Here is a 16312-nt window from a genome sequence, read left to right as displayed (position 1 = left end):
GGTGCCGGGAGGGAGACTCGAACTCCCACAGTGTTGCCACCGGTGGATTTTGAGTCCACTGCGTCTACCGATTCCGCCATCCCGGCCAACGGTAAGTATTGTAATCGGAAGCGCCGGAGGTTGTCAAGCGGAACGGGCGAGGTCAGGGGGCGCCGGTCCTTGCCCGCCGGGCCCCTCAGGCCATCTCCTCCGGACGGAAGACCTCGTCGAAGCGCTGGGGCGTCAGAAAGCCCAGCTTCACGCAGGCCTCCTTCAAGGACAGCCCCTCCTTGAAGGCCAGCTGCGCCGTCCTGGCGGCGTTCTCGTAGCCGATGAAGGGGTTCAGGGCCGTCACCAGCATCAGGGAGCCGTGCAGGTTAGCGCGCATCCGTTCCCGGTTCGCCGCAATCCCCGCGGCACACCGTTCGTCAAAGGAGGCGATGGAGTCTCCCAGGAGGCGCGCGGATTGAAGAAAGTTGTAGATGCAGACGGGCATGAAGACGTTCAGCTCAAAGTTGCCCTGCGAGGCCGCCACGCCGACGGCCGCGTCGTTGCCCATCACCTGCACGGCCACCATCGTCACCTGCTCGCACTGCGTGGGGTTCACCTTCCCCGGCATGATGGAGGAGCCGGGCTCGTTCTCCGGAATGTGGATCTCGCCCAGCCCAAGCCGTGGCCCCGACGCCAGCCAGCGCACGTCGTTGGCAACCTTCATCATGTCGCAGGCCAGGGCCTTCATGGCGCCGTGGGCGAAGACCAGCTCGTCCCTGGAGGTCAGGGCGTGGAACTTGTTGGGCGCGGGGCGAAACTCCCTGCCCGTCAGGCCAGAGATCGCGCGGGCGGCCTCGACGTCGAAGCCCGCGGGGGCGTTCAGCCCCGTGCCCACGGCCGTGCCCCCCAGGGCCAGTTCGTGCAGAGGGACCGCCGCGGCTCGCAGCATCTCGGCGTCGCGCTCCAGGCTGCTGCGCCAGCCGGAGATCTCCTGGGAGAAGCGTATGGGGGTCGCATCCTGAAGGTGCGTTCGGCCGCACTTCACCACGCCTTCGTGTTCCACTTCCAGCCGCCGGAAGGTCGCGATCAGGCCGTCGACGGCCGGCAGGAGGTGGTCCTCCAGCGCGAGGAGCGCGGCGATGTGCATTGCGGTGGGGAAGGTGTCGTTGGAGGATTGCGACATGTTGACGTCGTCGTTGGGGTGCAGCAGCGGGCGCCCGGCCAGTTGGTTGCCCCGGTTGGCAATGACCTCGTTGGCGTTCATGTTGGACTGCGTGCCGGAGCCGGTCTGCCACACCACGAGGGGAAAGTGATCGTCCAGCTTCCCCTCGGCCACCTCCTCCGCCGCCTGGGTGATGGCGCGACACTTCTCCTCCGTCATCTTCTCCGGACGCAGGGCGCGGTTCGCCGCGGCGGCCCCCCGCTTCAGGATGCCGAAGGCGTGGATGACCTCCCGCGGCATGGTCTCCAGTCCCGTGCCGATCGGGAAGTTTCGCCGGCTGCGCTCCGTCTGGGCACCCCAGTATCGGTCCGCGGGCACGTTCACCGTGCCCATGGAGTCGTGTTCGACGCGGTATTCCATGACGTTTCCTCCGGTCCGTTTCCCCAAAGAGCTAGAGGCGCGCGGCCCCGCTCCTCCGGGCGGCCTCCGCCACGGCGTGGGACACGGCGTGGACGACGCGGGAGTCCATGGCGTCGGGGATGATGAAGTCCGGCCTGAGGGACGCCTCGTCCACCAGGTCCGCCAGGGCGTTGGCGGCGGCCATCTTCATCTCCTCGTTGATGTCCCGCGCGCGGACGTCGAAGGCGCCCCGAAAGATGCCTGGAAAGGCCAGCACGTTGTTGATCTGATTGGGGAAGTCGCTGCGGCCGGTGGCCACGACCTTCGCTCCGGCGCTCAGAGCCTCGTCCGGAAAGATCTCCGGCGTGGGGTTGGCGCAGGCGAAGAGGATGGGGTCCTTCGCCATGCTGCGGACCATGTCCGGCGTCACCACTCCTGGAGCGGAAACGCCGATGAAGACGTCCGCTCCCCTCATGGCGTCAGCCAGGGTCCCCCGGATGCCGGCCGGGTTCGTGACCTCCGCCATCTCCGCCTTGATCCAGTTCATGCCCTGCTTCCGGCCCCGGTAGAGGGTCCCCATCCGGTCGCAGAGGGTCACGTCCCGCGCGCCCGCGCTGAGCAGGAGCTTTGCGATGGCGACGGCAGCGGCTCCGGCGCCGTTGATGACGACGCGGGCCTCCGGCAGGGTCCGGCCCGTCAGCTTCAGGGCGTTCGTCAGGCCCGCCAGCGTGATGACGGCCGTGCCGTGCTGGTCGTCGTGGAAGATGGGGATGTCGCAGCGCTCCTTCAGCTTGCGCTCGATCTCGAAGCAGCGGGGCGCTGAGATGTCCTCCAGATTCACGCCGCCGAAGGAGCCTGAGATCCGGTAGATCGTCTCCACGATCTCGTCCGCGTCGTGGGACCGGATGCAGAGGGGAAAGGCGTCCACGCCGCCAAAGGCCTTGAATAGCGCGCACTTGCCCTCCATCACGGGCATCCCGGCCTCCGGCCCGATGTCCCCCAGCCCCAGCACGGCGCTGCCGTCCGTGGCCACGAGGCAGAGGTTCCAGCGGCGCGTCAGGTCGTAGCTCCTGTCCACGTCCTTCTGAATCTCAAGGCAGGGCTGGGCCACGCCGGGCGTGTAGGCCAGGGCCAGCTCCTCCTTCGTCTGCACGGGGACGCGGACGGCGACCTCGATCTTGCCCCTCCACTCCCCGTGAAGCCGAAGCGATTCCTTCGCGTAATCCATAACTCAAGACTTCCTTTCCGTTGCGTGATTGCCGGCCTGGCGCTGCGGCCCTCGTTATTATAGCGATTATAGCGCCAGCGCGGATGGTGCAGTCACGCTATAATAGCGGGTAAGAGGGCTCGCGCTCCCTGCGCGCCGGCCTGCTTTAATTTTCGGAGGGGAAGATCGGGATCATGGCAGAACGCGCCGGAAAGAGCCAAAAGAACAACCAGATCGACATGCTGCACGGGTCCCTGTGGGACAAGATCGTCCTGTTCGCGTTGCCGCTTGCGGCCAGCACCATCCTGCAGCAGCTGTTCAACTCGGCGGACGTGGCCGTGGTGGGACGGTTCGACAGCAGCCAGGCCATGGCGGCGGTGGGCAGCAACGGGGCGGTCATCAACGTGCTGGTCAACCTCTTTGTGGGGGTTTCCGTGGGCGCCAACATGCTGATCGCGAACTACATCGGGCAGGGGGAACGGGAGAAGGTGCGTCAGGCCGTACACACCAGCGTCCTCCTCGCCCTGATCAGCGGCCTCTTTTTGGCGGCTGCCGGGCTCGTGCTCTCGCGCCCCGTGCTGAGGATGCTCTCCACGCCCCCCGACGTGCTGGAGCTGGCCGTGACGTACCTCGAGATCTACTTTATGGGAATGCCCTTCATCATGCTCTACAATTTCGGCTCCGCCGTGCTGCGTAGCAAGGGGGACAGCCGGCGACCCTTCTGGTTCCTGGTGGTGGGCGGCGTTGTCAACGTCATCCTGAACCTGGTGCTGGTGATCGTCTTTCACCTGGGCGTCACCGGCGTGGCTATTGCAACGGTGATCTCGAACGTCATCAGCGCCTGGATGGTGATGAGCTGCCTGATGCGCGAGCCGGCCCCCTTCGCCTTCAACTGGAGGGAGATGTCCCTGAAAGGAGGGCACACCCACCGCATCCTGAAGATTGGCGTCCCCGTGGGTTTGCAGGGGGTCGTCTTCTCCCTGTCCAACGTCTTCATCCAGGCGGGCATCAACAGTTTCGGGGCCAACGCCTCCGCCGGTTCCGCAGCCGCGCTGAACTTCGAGTACTTCGCCTACTTCATCATCAGCGCCTTCGCTCAGGCGTCCATGACCTTCACCAGCCAGAACTACGGGGCGGGGGACGAGGAACGCTGCCGCCGCATCTACGCCATCAGCATGTTCTGGGGCATCGGCCTGACGGCGCTCACCTGCGCCGCCTTCTCCTTCTGGAGCGAACCGCTGATGCGCTTCTACACCGTGGACGCCGCCGTCATGACCTTCGCCATGGCGCGCCTGTTTCGCTCGGCGGCCCTGGAGTTCCTGGTGGGGTTCTACGAGATCCCCGGGGCGGCGCTGCGAGGGCTTGGCTACTCCATGACCCCGACCGTCATCACCCTGATGGGCTCCTGCGTCTTCCGCATCTTCTGGCTCCTCACGGTCTTTCAGTGGGATCGTAGTTTCGAGATGCTCATGAACGTCTACGCCGTTTCCTGGGTCCTGATGAGCGTCGCCACGATCGTCGCCTACTACAGGCTGCGCCCGCGGGCCTTCAGCCGCCGCACCCTCGGCAACTTCTGAACGGCGCTGTGGCGCGCTGCAATATCCGCTCTTTGGGAGAAAACGTGTCAAAGACACGCCAAGCGCTCAGTATTTTTACTGAAAAATGGTTGCGCCGGACAAAAGCCCTGAAGATTTTACTTGAGATTTAGGTTAAATAATGTTAATCTTAGTTAAAAATTAGGGGGTATCTGGCATGGATACTACGGCGGCAGAGGTTGGGAAGACGGAGGAGAACTACCTTGAGGCGATCCTGATGATCAAGGAGCGGCAGGGTTACGTGCGGTCCGTCGACGTGGCGGCGCAGCTCGGCGTGGCGAAGCCCAGCGTGACCTACGCCACGAAGCGCCTGAAGGAGCGAGGCTTCGTCACCACGGACCACGCGGGGATGCTGGTGCTGACGGATTCGGGCATGGAGATCGCCGACAGCACGTACACGAAGCACAAGATGCTGACGAAGTTCTTTATCTACCTCGGCGTCAGTCCGGAGCAGGCCATGACCGACGCATGCAAGATCGAGCACGACATCAGCGAGGAGACCTTCGGCGCCCTGTGCCGCTACGCCGAGAAGGTCAAGTCGGAGGCGTGACCCCTGAAACCCGACGTTGATCCCTCTCCCGCGGCCCTCGTGGCCGCGGTTTTTTTGCCCCTCAAGCCGCCTTGCAATCTCAGCGCAAACCGTGTAGTATAAAATGCAATGGATTACAAAATCGCATAACGGCTCTTGAAGCTGTGAACCTTATGCATGAAATCGGGTGAGCACCCATGGACATGAACCTGCAGAAGTACCTCGCCTTTGTCAAGACGGTTGAGTATGGGAGCTTCACAAAGGCGGCGGAGGCGCTGTCCTACTCTCAGTCCGGCGTCAGCCGGATGATCAGCGACCTGGAGCAGGAGTGGAAGGTGTCGCTCCTGGAGAGGAGCAAGGGGGGCGTCCGGCTGACGTCCGACGGCATGAGGCTTCTGCCCTGCGCGGAAGAGCTGTGCCGCGCGTTTCAGAAGCTGGAAACGCAGGTGGACAGCCTGAACGGCCTGCAGACGGGGCTGATCCGCATCGGGACCTTTTCCAGCGTAGCGACCCACTGGCTGCCGCCCATCATCAAGGAGTTTCAGAAGGACTGCCCCAACATCGACTACGAGCTCCTGCTGGGCGACTACGCGGAGATCGAGGAGTGGGTGCTGCGGGGCCGAGTGGACTGTGGCTTCTTGAGGCTGCCCGCCCACCCGAAGCTTGAGACGATCTTCCTGAAGCAGGACCAGTTCATGGCGGTCATCCCCACGGACCACCCCATGGCCGACTGCGAGGTTTTCCCCGTGCAGGCTCTCTGCGACCTCCCCTTCATGCTGCTGGAGAAGGGGGCGCGGGCGGAGATATCGGGCATCTTCGAGCACTTCGGCCTGAAGCCCAACGTACACTTCACCACATGGGACGACTACGCCATCATGTCCATGGTGGAGAGCGGCCTTGGCATCAGCGTCCTCCCCTCCCTCATCCTGAAGCGTATTCCCTATAAGATACTCATCAAGCCTTTGGACGTCGAGGTCTATCGCAATATCGGCGTCGCCCTGCGGAGCCGTCAGACCGCCTCCCCGGCGGTGAAGCGCTTCCTGGAGTACCTGAACTTCCGGCACCAGTCGGAACAGGAGTGACGTTCGGACGATACAAGCTCCTGACCAGGGCAGCGAAGCGAACGGAAGAACCCTGGACGTTGTGCCGAAGCGACGACACGGGCACAAATGCGGGCATTTAAGGACAGAAGTTAAACGCAAGTATTGATTAGCATTGGATTCTTAAATTTTATGCGCATCCTCATGTCCTCCGCCAGTCGTTAAAACCGATGGTCCCCCATTCTCTCACAAACCCCGTTCGCTGAGCGGGGTTTATTGATTTTTGACTCCATAATGCCCCCTGTTGTCCGATCCCAAAGTTACGCCTTCACTGAGCTCTCAAAAGCCGCTTCATCTATCAACGCTTCATCTATAAAGCGATTTAAAATAGATTTGCGAAAAAGTATGACGAATATTATAATTTCTCCATCAAGCCGTTGAAGACGGCGAGAGAAAGGAGAAGGAAAATGGTAATGACGAAGCGAGAGAGGTTTGAGAAGTTTCTTCACAACGAGCCGGTGGATCGGGTGCCGGTTGCGCTCTTCCACCACTTCTGTTCGGAGGCGGAGTGGCTCAAGGGGCTGGAGAACAAAGAGGCCTTTGAGCACAACATTGAAGGCCATCGCAAGGCCAGAGCGATTTTTGACCCGGACGTCATCAAGATCATGAACGACAGCCTGATGATCATGCCCCTGGACGTCAGCTTCGTGAAGCAGGCCTCCGACTTGAGGAATATACAGCCACCACAGCCAGGTTCCCTGTTCTTTGAGAAGAGTCGGGAGCTGACGGAGCGCGTTGTCAAAATCTATGAGGGGTCCGATGCGCCGATCTACTTTACCGGCTTCTCGCCCTGCATCATCCTGCGCAACGGGCTGAGCGGTTTGGACATCGGCCTCGCCGTCGAGCACTCAAGGCTGTCCGCCTTTTTGGATGAGGATGCCTCTGCAGTAGAAAAGGCGCTCGACATCATCGCGGACAGCGTGATCGCCCTGAACAAGATGATCCTGACGGAATGTGGCGCAGAGGGCCTTTACTTCAGCGTCAACAATCAGGCGCACTACATCCCGGACGACCTCTACGTGAAGCATATCGCGGTCTCGGAGAAAAAAGTTCTGGCCGAAACAAACAAGTTGAGCAAAATCAATATGCTGCACATATGCGGCTATCACGGAAAGAGCAACAACATGGATCTATACAAGGATTACGACGTCCCCATCTTCAACTGGGCGGTTCACGCGGAGGGCATCAGCCTTTCAGAGGGCAAAAAGTTCTTTGGCGGAAAGCCGGTTTGCGGAGGCTTTGCCCAGGACGAAACAATTTACAAAGGCACGCGGGAAGAAGTGGAGGCGGAGGTTTATCGCTACCTCGACGATGCCGGGCAGATCGGCGTGATGCTTGGCGCAGACTGCACTGTCCCCACGGACATCGACGATAACCGCCTGGAATGGGTGAGGCAGGCGGCGATTAAGTACGCTGCCGGGGCAAGGTAATCCAGACTCAAGAATGGTCTCGCCCTGACATTTTTACGATTGGGGGAATCCATACCGCCCTCTCCATTCCACCTTGCCACGGGCATCACCATCTTGCTTTTTTAATTCCTGAAGCGTCGCACAGCCTGTGTTCGCACGAGGTTTGAGCGAGTATAAACGAGGGAGAGAATACAATGCAGCAACGGAGAACTGCCTGGGAGACATTTAAAGCGTGGTTCGGCATCGGCGCGCTGATGTTCGGGACCTACTGCGGCGCGAATATGGCATCGGGCGTCTATGCGTCCGCGTACATCGTCACGCTCGGCGGCGGCTGGGCGATTGTTTGGGTGCTCATGTTCTGCGCAATCATGGCCTTGTTCTGTGCGGTGGGGCTCGACTTCGTCCGCGCTTTTCAAGTGACCAATTACAACGCCTACTACTTGGCGCTCTACGGACTTCAGAAGCCGGACGCAAACCCCCTGCTGAAACTTATCGTCACGATCTTCTTCGACATCTGGACTGCGCTCTTAGGCATCGTTACGGTGGCAGCAACGATCGCACTGTTCGCCGAGCTTTTCAACACGCTGCTGGACGTTCCGGTCGTCGTCGGCAGCGTCGGGGCCGTCGTCCTCTTCACGCTCCTGACCCTCTACGGCGCGGGGTTCCTGAGGAAGTTCAACACGATAATAACCATCTCGCTGACCGTATCTCTGCTGGTCATCATGGCCGCAGTCATCAACGTCCGAGGAAACGTGCTGGCAGAGCGCCTCTGCAACTTCGAGATCGGTCCGGACTGGAAGCTCACGACCGTGGGCGCGCACTTCTCCATGTTTCTCTCCTACTGTTTCACGACCTCGAGCTGGGGTTCGACCTTGAGCAACTACGCCGATCAGCTCCACACGAAGAAGGACGCCTGGGGAGCCGGCCTCACCATCGGCGTCATGGTCTCGATGCTGTTCGTCCTCACGGGCATTATCGTCCTCCCCTTCATGCCTGAGGTCGCCAAATCCAACGCGCCAATCCTCTTGATGTGCAAGGAGTACCTGAGCCCCGTTCTGACGCTGATCTACTGGGTGGTCGTCATCTTCGCCGTCATATCCACGGCCCCCACCTTTACCTTCAACATGGCGAACCGCTGGGCGGCCTCGTGGAGGACAACTCAGATCCCACAGCGCTTAAAGTTCTTCATCCTCTCCATGACGTTCCTGTTGATCTGCTGGTTCGTCTCCGGCGTCGGCCTGCTGGCCATCGTGAAGAAGGGCTACGTCATGCTCGGCGACCTCGCCCTGTACTCGATCGTCCTTCCGCTCTTCATCTCGATCTTCCGGGTACACCGGCTGGACAGGCAGCACGCCGCCGAGAAAGCGGCGGAGTGATAAAAAGCGATAAAAAGAGAGGCTTCGGTCCCTGGGATCGAAGCCTCTCTTAACGAAGCTCGACGGCTTCGCCCTACGGCGTCGTTTCCGCCTACTCGAAGGCCCGCGCCATGCGGTCCACGGCCTCCTTGAGGATGCTCCTTGGGCAGGCGAGGACGATGCGCTCGAAGCCCGCACCCCCCTCGCCGAAAATCCAGCCCTCGTCCAGCCACTTATCGCCGCGGCTGTAGGCCGTTTCCATCGCCGTGATTTTGACAAATTTCCAATTGCTTATTTCCATATTTTTTACCTACTTGGATTTACAATTCATTCCACATGGGGCAAACATACTTATATCAATTTTTTCTGGCATTATCATATTTGTTTAGCTCTTTCATCAAATTCAAAGTTGTCGAGATCATTTCTTGAACAACTCTGAATGCGCCCCCAAACGATATAGCATGAGAACAAGTACATCATTCCGGATTTCATATACCAACAGCCAGTCCGGCTCGATGTGGCATTCCCTTGTTCCCTTATAGTTTCCGGATAAGTCATGGTCGCGGTATTTTGCATCCAGCGTTCCGCCGTCCGCAAGAATATTTATGGCCTCAAACAGCTTATCCAGGTCCCTGTTCTGCTTCTTTGCCAGCTTCAGGTCTTTCTTAAACTGATTTGTGAATTTGACCTCGTACTTCATGCTTCCAGCGCCGCCCTGAGATCATCCATATTGGTATAGCCCTTTACACTGCTGTCAGAAGCGATGCGCCTGCCTTCCTGAATGGCAGATGCCGTTACCTCATTTAGAGTGTCCAGCTTCAGCGAGAAAGGGATTCCATTTTCACGGATCGTTGTCCTGAGAAACATGTTAATGGCAGTGGTCATATTCAGCCCCAGTTCGGAAAAAATCTGATCTGCCTGTTCCTTAACATCCTTATCTGTTCGGATATTCAAATTCGTTGTAGCCATTACATACACCTCCGTTTCTGATGAGAGCATATAAGATTGTTCGTTTAATGTCAACACATTGTCGTTACATTAGATGGATATAGGCTTTTTACAACCAAATCAACAGAATTATGTCATTGGGATAACTCCTATAAATAGTTTCCGTGTCCTTAAAAAGTTCCTCTTGACAAAAACCTTAGGGCTTGTTTTCTGGGCCAACACACCCCCAGCCCCTGCTGGGGCCAAGCTCCCGGCCCAGCGGCGAGCAAGCCTCATCCGGAGCATAAGGTATATCCGTATCTGCTCCGAGATCTTGAGATAACGTCTGTCAACCAGGTATGGAGCAAAGCGACAAAAAGAGAGGCTTCGGTCCTTGGGATCGAAGCCTCTCTTAACGAAGCCCGACGGCTTCGCCCTACGGCGTCGTTTCCGCCTACTCGAAGGCCCGCGCCATGCGGTCCACGGCCTCCTTGAGGATGCTCCTTGGGCAGGCGAGGACGATGCGCTCGAAGCCCGCGCCCCCCTCGCCGAAGATCCAGCCCTCGTCCAGCCAGACCTTGCCCCGCGTCAACATCCGCTTCTGCAGCGCCCTCTCGTCGCTCTCCATGGCGCTGAAGTCCATCCAGGCGAGGTACGTCCCCTCGAGGGGCATCACCTTCACCTTCGGCAGCTTCTTCCCCATATACTCCACCAGGAAGTCGTAGTTCCCCTTGATGTAGGCCAAAACCTCGTCCAGCCACTTATCGCCGCGGCTGTAGGCCGTTTCCATCGCCGTGATGGCGAAGAGGTTGGGATCGGACAGGCTGTTGCGGGCCTTGACGTTCTCAAACCGCTGGCGCATCTCCGGGTCCGGGATGATGGCGGCCGTCGCCTGCAGGCCCGCCAGGTTGAAGGTCTTGCTGGGGGAGATGACGGTGATGGAGTGGGCGGCGAACTCCGGGTTCAGGTTGGCGAAGGGGACGTGCCGGTAGCCGGGCATCACGATGTCGCAGTGCAGCTCGTCCGCAAAGACGCGGACGCCGTGCCTCATGCAGATTGCACCGATGCGCTCCAGCTCCTCCTCGCGCCACACCCGCCCTACGGGGTTGTGGGGGCTGCACAGGATGAAGATCGTGGTGCGCGCCTCCGCAGCCCGCCTTTCGAAGTCGTCCAAGTCCATCTCGTAGCGGCTGCCCGAACGGCGCAGGCAGTTGCAGGACAGGAGGCCGCCGTTGTTGTGCACCGTGCGGTAGAAGGGATAGTAGACCGGCGGCTGAATGATGGCGTTGTCGCCCACCTGACAGTACGCCTGCATGGCCATGTGCGCCGCGCTGACCGCGCCGGGGGTGAAGGTGATCCACTCCCTCTTGATGCGCCAGCCGTGACGCCGTTCCTGCCATGCGATGATGGCGTCATAACAGGCATCCGGCACCTTCGTGTAGCCGAATATCCCGTGCCTGACCCGCTCCGCCAGAGCCTCCGTGATCTCAGGGGCCACCTCGAAGTCCATGTCCGCCACCCACACCGGCAGGATGTCCCGGTCCACCGGGTACTCCACCCCGGGGATCGTCTTGTTGGGGTCCGCGTCCCACTTGGAACAGTTCGTGCCGCGCCGGTCGATCACCTTGTCAAAATCATAAGCCATCCAAAGATATCTCCTCTCAAAATGCTCTCGAAGCCAGAAACGCCCCTCGATCGCTCGTTTAAAGTAAGTTTCAGTCCTCAAACCTCCACTCAGGTTATAATAACCTATATCCTTGAAAAATCCTCCGAAAGGGTGACGAGATCGTGCGGAAAAAAGGACGGCGCAGGCGGCTGAACCAAGCCCTGTTCGTCGCGGGGGGCCTGGCCTCCCTGGCGGCCGGAGCGGCTGTGTGCCTTCTGCTGCAAAGCTCCCCGCCCAAGGACGTGCCGGCTCTCCCCTCCGCCCCCTGGCGCCAAGAGGCTGCGGTCCCCCTCCCGCTCGATCGGCCCGCCAAGGCGGCGCCGCACGCGGACGGAGGCGTTCGTCCCTCCGCAGGGCGGCCCAGCAGCCGCGCGGACATCTCGCCCACAACCACGTCAGCCCCAACAAGCCCCTCCCCCAGGGCAGGGGTCGACAAGACGTCCAAGGGGGCTAGCGCCAAGGGAACGCTAAGGGCGGGGCCCGACCTCTCAGCCTACCGCGTCAGGGCGCGGAGCTCAAGCGAGGACTCCCTGCTGCCGGGGGACAGCAGCCTGTCGGCCGGAGCCCTGACGGAAAGCCTTCAGCCGCAAAAGAAGGCATCCCGCAACGATGGAGGTGGATGGCTGGGGGACGTCTACAGGGGGGCCCTGCGGGCGGTGCGCTCCATGGACGAGGCGACGCTCGCCGCGTCCCGGTCGGCGCTGCACGGCGTGGCGGACCCCAGCTCGGCCAAGCTCCGTCCGGGCGGAGGCGGCGTGCAGCTCAAGATCGAAATCCCGCCCGAAACGATAGGAAAGGGGAAAAAGTAGCCCCCAAAATCCACAGGCGAAGTTCTTACGTGCAGCGGATTTGGGGAGCCTCACTCAGCTTTCCTTTTCCCGCTCCTTCTTCTCCTGGTATATCTTCATGACGCCCTCGACGAGCTGGTAGATGTCCGGCTTCAGGACGTGTACGATCTTGAGCTTCTCCGCCCTCTCCAGCAGGTCCTTCACCATGATGGACGAGAAGAGGATGACGGGGATATCCGCCGTGCCGGGGTCCGCCCGCAGGTCCGACACCAGCGTCAGGCCGTCCATCACGGGCATCTCGATGTCGGAGATCAGGAGGTCGAAGTTCTCGTGTTTCCCGATCAGAAGATCGTGGGCCTCCGCGCCGTCCTTGACGGGGTAGACGCTGTTGAAGCCAGACTGCCCCAGGACGTCGCAGATCTGCTGGCGCAGCAGGGGCGAGTCGTCCGCCACCAGGATGTGAAAGTCCTCCACGTTCCCCACCTGATTGAAGTAGGCGCTGATGCGGTTTTTGTCGAACATGTGCCGGGCCACCGCCGGCGCCGTGTCCTGAATGATGGCCTCGTAGTCCAGGAGCAGGATGTTGCGGGCGTCGTTCTTGATGACGTAGAGCACCCACTTGTCCGAGATGCCGTTCATCCTGGAGGAGTCCAGGTCGTCGGCGCCGACCTGGCGGATGCGCTCCACGGAGTCCACCAGAAACCCCAGGCGCAGGTCGTTGAACTCCACGATCATCACCTTCGTCTGCTCCATGGGGATGGGAGAGTGGACGCCCAGGAAGACCCGGAGGTCGATGAGGGGAAGGATCGTCTCCCGAACCGTCGTGATGCCCACGAAGGCCTCCGTCGTTGTGGGGACAGGGCGACACCCCTGCCACCGCAGGATCTCCCGCGTCTTGTTCACGTTGATGGCGTAGGCCTCCCCGCCAAGGTCGAAGACCACGACCTCCCACTTCTTTCCCGCCTTCAGCGAGCCCCCTCTGACGTCCGCCTGAGCCTGTGCCCGATCTTCCATCTGCCGCTCCTCCATTTCTGCGCATCCGCTAAAAGGGCGGGGCGGCATGCCGCCCCGTGGGCGAAAATTAAGGATATGCTTTTCGTAAATTATAGCAAAATCCAGGCAAAAAGGCGCGCGAAGGGCATTTTCAGGGTATAATCCTGACAGGAAGCTTCATTGCCCCCGTGCAGGGACAGGGGGACCGGTCCCGTTTCCGGTTTGATCAGCTCAAGGTTAAAGGAGGAGCATCGACATGAAACTCACGGATCTTTCGCTCAAGGACTTCACGGCAAAACTCGGCTCGGACGCCCCCGCCCCGGGCGGCGGGAGCGCGGCGGCACTGTCGGGCGCCCTGGGGGCGGCCCTGGTTTCCATGGTCTGCAACCTGACGAAGGGCCGGGAGAAGTACGCCGAGTTCGAAACCCTCGTCGTGAACACGCTCAAGGAGTCGGACGAGTTGGCCGCAGCGCTCCTGGAGGGCATCCAGAAGGACACCAACGCCTTCGACGGCGTCATCGCGGCCTACGGCATGCCCAAGGGCACGGACGCGGAGAAGGCCGCCCGCAGCGAGGCCATCCAGAACGCGTACAAGGTGGCCATCCTCTCCCCTGAAGAAACCGCGGACAACTGCCTCGCAGTCATGCGCCTGTCGAAGGACCTGCTGCACAAGAGCAACAAGAACGCGGCGAGCGACCTGGCCGTCAGCGCCCTGCAGGCCTACGCGGGCCTGATCGGGGCCCTGGAGAACGTGGCCATCAACCTCGGCGCCATCAAGGACCAGAAGTACGTGAACGACAAGCGCAAGTGGATGGAGCTGGCCTCCGACGAGGGCGAAAAACTCCTGAAGGAGGTCCGCGAGGGCGTGCGCGCCATGCTGGCCTGAGGGGCGCCGCGTGATCCTGGGCATCGGCATCGACCTGTGCCGCATCAGCCGCATGGAGCGCGCCATCCGCTCACGCCACTTTCTGGAGCGCGTCTTTCGGCCGGAGGAGATCGCCTATGCCGAGGGCAGGGGCCGCGGGCGGGCTGCCAGCCTCGCCGCCGCCTTCGCCGCGCGGGAGGCCTTCTGTAAGGCTTCCCGCGTGCCCCTTGCGGTCGTGACCCTGGGGGGCGGCTTCACGCTGCTGCACGAGGGGGGCGCACCGCGCGTGCGCCTCTCTTCGGACGTGGAGCGCTCCCTCTTCGACGGACGTCCGGGGCGCGTCCTGGTGTCCCTAACCCACGACGGGGACTGCGCCGCAGCGGTGGCCGTCGTCGAGGTCACCCCGTAAGTTCCCACAGGAAACGTACTTACCCCACCTCCCTGACGCTCCCTCCGGTCCCGCCTCGACGGCGCGCCGGAGAGAGCGCTCTTTTTGTTGAAACGCCGTCCCTTCCCCGCGAGGCCCTATCGGCGCCTCCTTAACCGAAGTAATTGAAATATATTATTCCCCATTTCGCGCAACTCCTCTGTATTTTTTCTTCTCCAGCAGGTATACTAAATACGTAAGTTTACGATGATTGAAGCGCATAATATCATCGATTCTCATGTCAACGCTTCAAGTTGGGTCGGAAGCGGGCCGTCTGGTCCGCCAAGTCATAACACAAGGAAGGGGCATGTATCATGGTATTGGGCACTTTAGCGGCGGCAGCGGCGGTATCCGCCGACGTGGCCGCGCAGGCGGGAGCTGCAGGCGGAACGTTGGACAGCATCCTCTCCTCCCCGTTCTTCACGCAGCTTCTGGAGTGGGTCAAAAACGCGAACGGCTTCCTGTGGGGCCCGCAGTTCCTGATTCCCCTGCTCTGCGGCACGGGGCTCTTCTTTTCCCTCCGCCTGGGCTTCGTTCAGGTCACGAAGTTCGGCACGGCGTGCCGCAAGCTCTTCGGAAACTTCGCGATCTTCGGGGAGGCTGCCGGCAAGTCCGGCATGAGCTCGTTCCAGGCGTTGGCCACGGCCATCGCCGCACAGGTGGGCACGGGCAACCTGGTGGGCGCCATGACGGCGCTGATCACGGGTGGCCCCGGCGCGATCTTCTGGATGTGGATCGCCGCGTTCTTCGGCATGGCCACGAACTTCGCCGAGGCCTGCCTGGCGCAGCTCTACAAGGATAAGGACGAGTCCGGCCAGGTGGTGGGTGGACCGGCCTACTACATCTCCCGCGGCCTCGGCGGCGGCGTCTTCGCCCGGTTCCTGGCGGCCTTCTTCTCGGTCGCCATCATCCTGGCCCTGGGCTTCATGGGCAACATGGTGCAGGCCAACTCCATCAGCGACGCCTTTCACGGCGCCTTTAACGTAGACGTCAAGGTCACGGGCGTGGTCCTCGCCATCGTCGCGGGCGTCATCTTCATCGGCGGAGTGAAGCGCATCGCCGCCGTCATGGAGAAGCTCGTTCCCCTCATGGCCATCCTCTACATCGTCGTCGGCCTGGCCCTCATCGCCATGAACGCCTCCCTGATCCCGCAGGTGTTCAAGGATATCTTCACCTGCGCCTTCCAGGCCAAGGCGGTCTGGGGCGGCGCAGCAGGCGTCGCGGTGGCCAAGGCGGCCCGTTACGGCATCTCCCGCGGCCTCTTTTCCAACGAGGCCGGCATGGGCTCCACGCCCCACGCCCACGCGGTGGCCAAGGTAGACCACCCCGTCGAGCAGGGCGTCCTCGGCATCATCGCCGTGTTCATCGACACCTTCGTCGTCCTGAACATCACGGTGTTCAGCGTCATGTCCGCCGGCCTCCTTGAGGAGGGCTTCTTCAAGGACGGCGAACCCGCCATGAAGGGCATCTCCATCGTGCAGGCCGCGTTCGAGAACCACTTCCTCGGCACGTTCGGCGGCCCCTTCATCGCCATCTGCCTCCTCTTCTTCGCCTTCTCCACGGTCATCGGCTGGTACTACTTCGGCGAGACCAACATCCGCTACCTCTTCGGGACGAAGGGCCTCCTGCCCTATCAGGTCCTGGTCATGGCCTTCATCTTCGTCGGAAGCGTGCTGAAGATCGACCTGGTGTGGGAGCTTTCGGACTTCTTCAACGGCATCATGGTCGTCCCGAACCTCATCGCCATCCTCCTCTTGAGCGGCAAGGTCGTCCGCCTGCTGGACGAGTACAACCGGGGGATCCCCTACGACGCCGAGCGCATCAAGGCCGACCTCCCCGCTCCCGGCGACGCGAAGAACTGAGCTTAAACCACGTTGTCCGAACCTTGTGGCGGGCTGCCCTTCGGGGCGGCCCGCCCTT

16 protein-coding genes and 1 tRNA gene are annotated in these 16312 nt (G+C 61.2%); 9 read left to right on the top strand and 8 right to left on the bottom strand.

Annotation, left to right across the window (positions count from 1 at the left end; translation table 11 throughout):
* Positions 1–2 precede the first annotated feature (2 nt).
* The 3 genes from ACO41U_RS05185 to ACO41U_RS05175 all read right to left on the bottom strand — a co-directional run bounded on the left by ACO41U_RS05185 (position 3) and on the right by ACO41U_RS05175 (position 2759).
* Positions 3–86 (bottom strand) — tRNA-Leu (locus tag ACO41U_RS05185).
* A gap of 89 nt (positions 87–175) precedes the next feature.
* Positions 176–1552: a class II fumarate hydratase gene (gene fumC / locus ACO41U_RS05180; RefSeq protein ID WP_485942142.1), complete on the bottom strand. Its 1377-nt coding sequence runs from the start codon at positions 1550–1552 to the stop codon at positions 176–178.
* A 31-nt stretch (positions 1553–1583) separates the two neighbouring features.
* The gene (locus tag ACO41U_RS05175) at positions 1584–2759 is read right to left on the bottom strand and encodes an NAD(P)-dependent malic enzyme (RefSeq protein WP_485942140.1); all 1176 of its coding nucleotides are present in this window, start codon (positions 2757–2759) and stop codon (positions 1584–1586) included.
* A gap of 173 nt (positions 2760–2932) precedes the next feature.
* Here ACO41U_RS05175 and ACO41U_RS05170 point away from each other — a divergent pair, with 173 nt between their 5' ends.
* The 5 genes from ACO41U_RS05170 (at position 2933) to ACO41U_RS05150 (ending at position 8747) form a co-directional block, all read left to right on the top strand.
* A complete protein-coding gene (locus tag ACO41U_RS05170) occupies positions 2933–4315 on the top strand; it encodes an MATE family efflux transporter (RefSeq protein ID WP_485942138.1) in 1383 nt (460 codons plus the stop codon).
* Positions 4316–4490: 175 nt separating this feature from the next.
* Positions 4491–4883 carry a metal-dependent transcriptional regulator gene (locus ACO41U_RS05165; RefSeq protein WP_485942136.1) on the top strand — a complete coding sequence of 131 codons (393 nt, stop codon included), beginning with the start codon at positions 4491–4493 and terminating at the stop codon, positions 4881–4883.
* Positions 4884–5059: 176 nt separating this feature from the next.
* Positions 5060–5944, top strand: coding sequence for a LysR family transcriptional regulator (locus ACO41U_RS05160; protein ID WP_485942134.1), 885 nt, complete (start codon positions 5060–5062; stop codon positions 5942–5944).
* Between the two features lie 425 nt (positions 5945–6369).
* Positions 6370–7392, top strand: coding sequence for a uroporphyrinogen decarboxylase family protein (locus ACO41U_RS05155; protein WP_485942132.1), 1023 nt, complete (start codon positions 6370–6372; stop codon positions 7390–7392).
* Between the two features lie 173 nt (positions 7393–7565).
* On the top strand, positions 7566–8747 hold the full coding sequence (locus ACO41U_RS05150; protein ID WP_485942130.1) for a hypothetical protein: 1182 nt from the start codon (positions 7566–7568) through the stop codon (positions 8745–8747).
* 91 nt (positions 8748–8838) lie between these two features.
* Here the strand turns inward: ACO41U_RS05150 and ACO41U_RS05145 are convergent, their stop codons facing one another.
* The 4 genes from ACO41U_RS05145 to ACO41U_RS05130 form a co-directional block, all read right to left on the bottom strand.
* Entirely contained in the window at positions 8839–9027 is a 189-nt protein-coding gene (locus tag ACO41U_RS05145; RefSeq protein ID WP_298781447.1) for a hypothetical protein, read from the bottom strand.
* 117 nt (positions 9028–9144) lie between these two features.
* On the bottom strand, positions 9145–9426 hold the full coding sequence (locus tag ACO41U_RS05140; RefSeq protein ID WP_298781449.1) for a type II toxin-antitoxin system YafQ family toxin: 282 nt from the start codon (positions 9424–9426) through the stop codon (positions 9145–9147).
* Positions 9423–9695, bottom strand: a complete 273-nt coding sequence (locus ACO41U_RS05135) for a type II toxin-antitoxin system RelB/DinJ family antitoxin (protein ID WP_485942128.1) — start codon at positions 9693–9695, stop codon at positions 9423–9425. Before ACO41U_RS05135 ends, ACO41U_RS05140 begins: the two co-directional genes overlap by 4 nt.
* Positions 9696–10107: 412 nt before the next feature.
* Complete coding sequence (locus ACO41U_RS05130; RefSeq protein WP_485942126.1) at positions 10108–11298, bottom strand: MalY/PatB family protein; 1191 nt, start codon at positions 11296–11298, stop codon at positions 10108–10110.
* 143 nt (positions 11299–11441) lie between these two features.
* On the opposite strand from ACO41U_RS05130, the gene ACO41U_RS05125 reads away from it, so the two are divergent.
* Positions 11442–12128, top strand: coding sequence for a hypothetical protein (locus ACO41U_RS05125; RefSeq protein WP_485942124.1), 687 nt, complete (start codon positions 11442–11444; stop codon positions 12126–12128).
* Positions 12129–12182: 54 nt separating this feature from the next.
* On the opposite strand, the gene ACO41U_RS05120 is transcribed toward ACO41U_RS05125, so the two are convergent.
* The gene (locus ACO41U_RS05120; RefSeq protein WP_485942122.1) at positions 12183–13121 is read right to left on the bottom strand and encodes a chemotaxis protein CheW; all 939 of its coding nucleotides are present in this window, start codon (positions 13119–13121) and stop codon (positions 12183–12185) included.
* A gap of 235 nt (positions 13122–13356) precedes the next feature.
* Here ACO41U_RS05120 and ACO41U_RS05115 point away from each other — a divergent pair, with 235 nt between their 5' ends.
* The 3 genes from ACO41U_RS05115 to ACO41U_RS05105 all read left to right on the top strand — a co-directional run bounded on the left by ACO41U_RS05115 (position 13357) and on the right by ACO41U_RS05105 (position 16254).
* Positions 13357–13986: a cyclodeaminase/cyclohydrolase family protein gene (locus ACO41U_RS05115; protein ID WP_298781462.1), complete on the top strand. Its 630-nt coding sequence runs from the start codon at positions 13357–13359 to the stop codon at positions 13984–13986.
* Between the two features lie 10 nt (positions 13987–13996).
* The gene (locus ACO41U_RS05110) at positions 13997–14374 is read left to right on the top strand and encodes a 4'-phosphopantetheinyl transferase superfamily protein (RefSeq protein ID WP_298781465.1); all 378 of its coding nucleotides are present in this window, start codon (positions 13997–13999) and stop codon (positions 14372–14374) included.
* Positions 14375–14706: 332 nt separating this feature from the next.
* On the top strand, positions 14707–16254 hold the full coding sequence (locus tag ACO41U_RS05105; RefSeq protein WP_485942120.1) for an alanine/glycine:cation symporter family protein: 1548 nt from the start codon (positions 14707–14709) through the stop codon (positions 16252–16254).
* Positions 16255–16312: the final 58 nt, after the last annotated feature.

This window comes from Fretibacterium sp. (genome assembly GCF_057312375.1).
The sequence above is the reverse complement of the archived record's forward strand: the minus strand, read 5'-3'. Positions and strand labels throughout refer to the sequence as shown.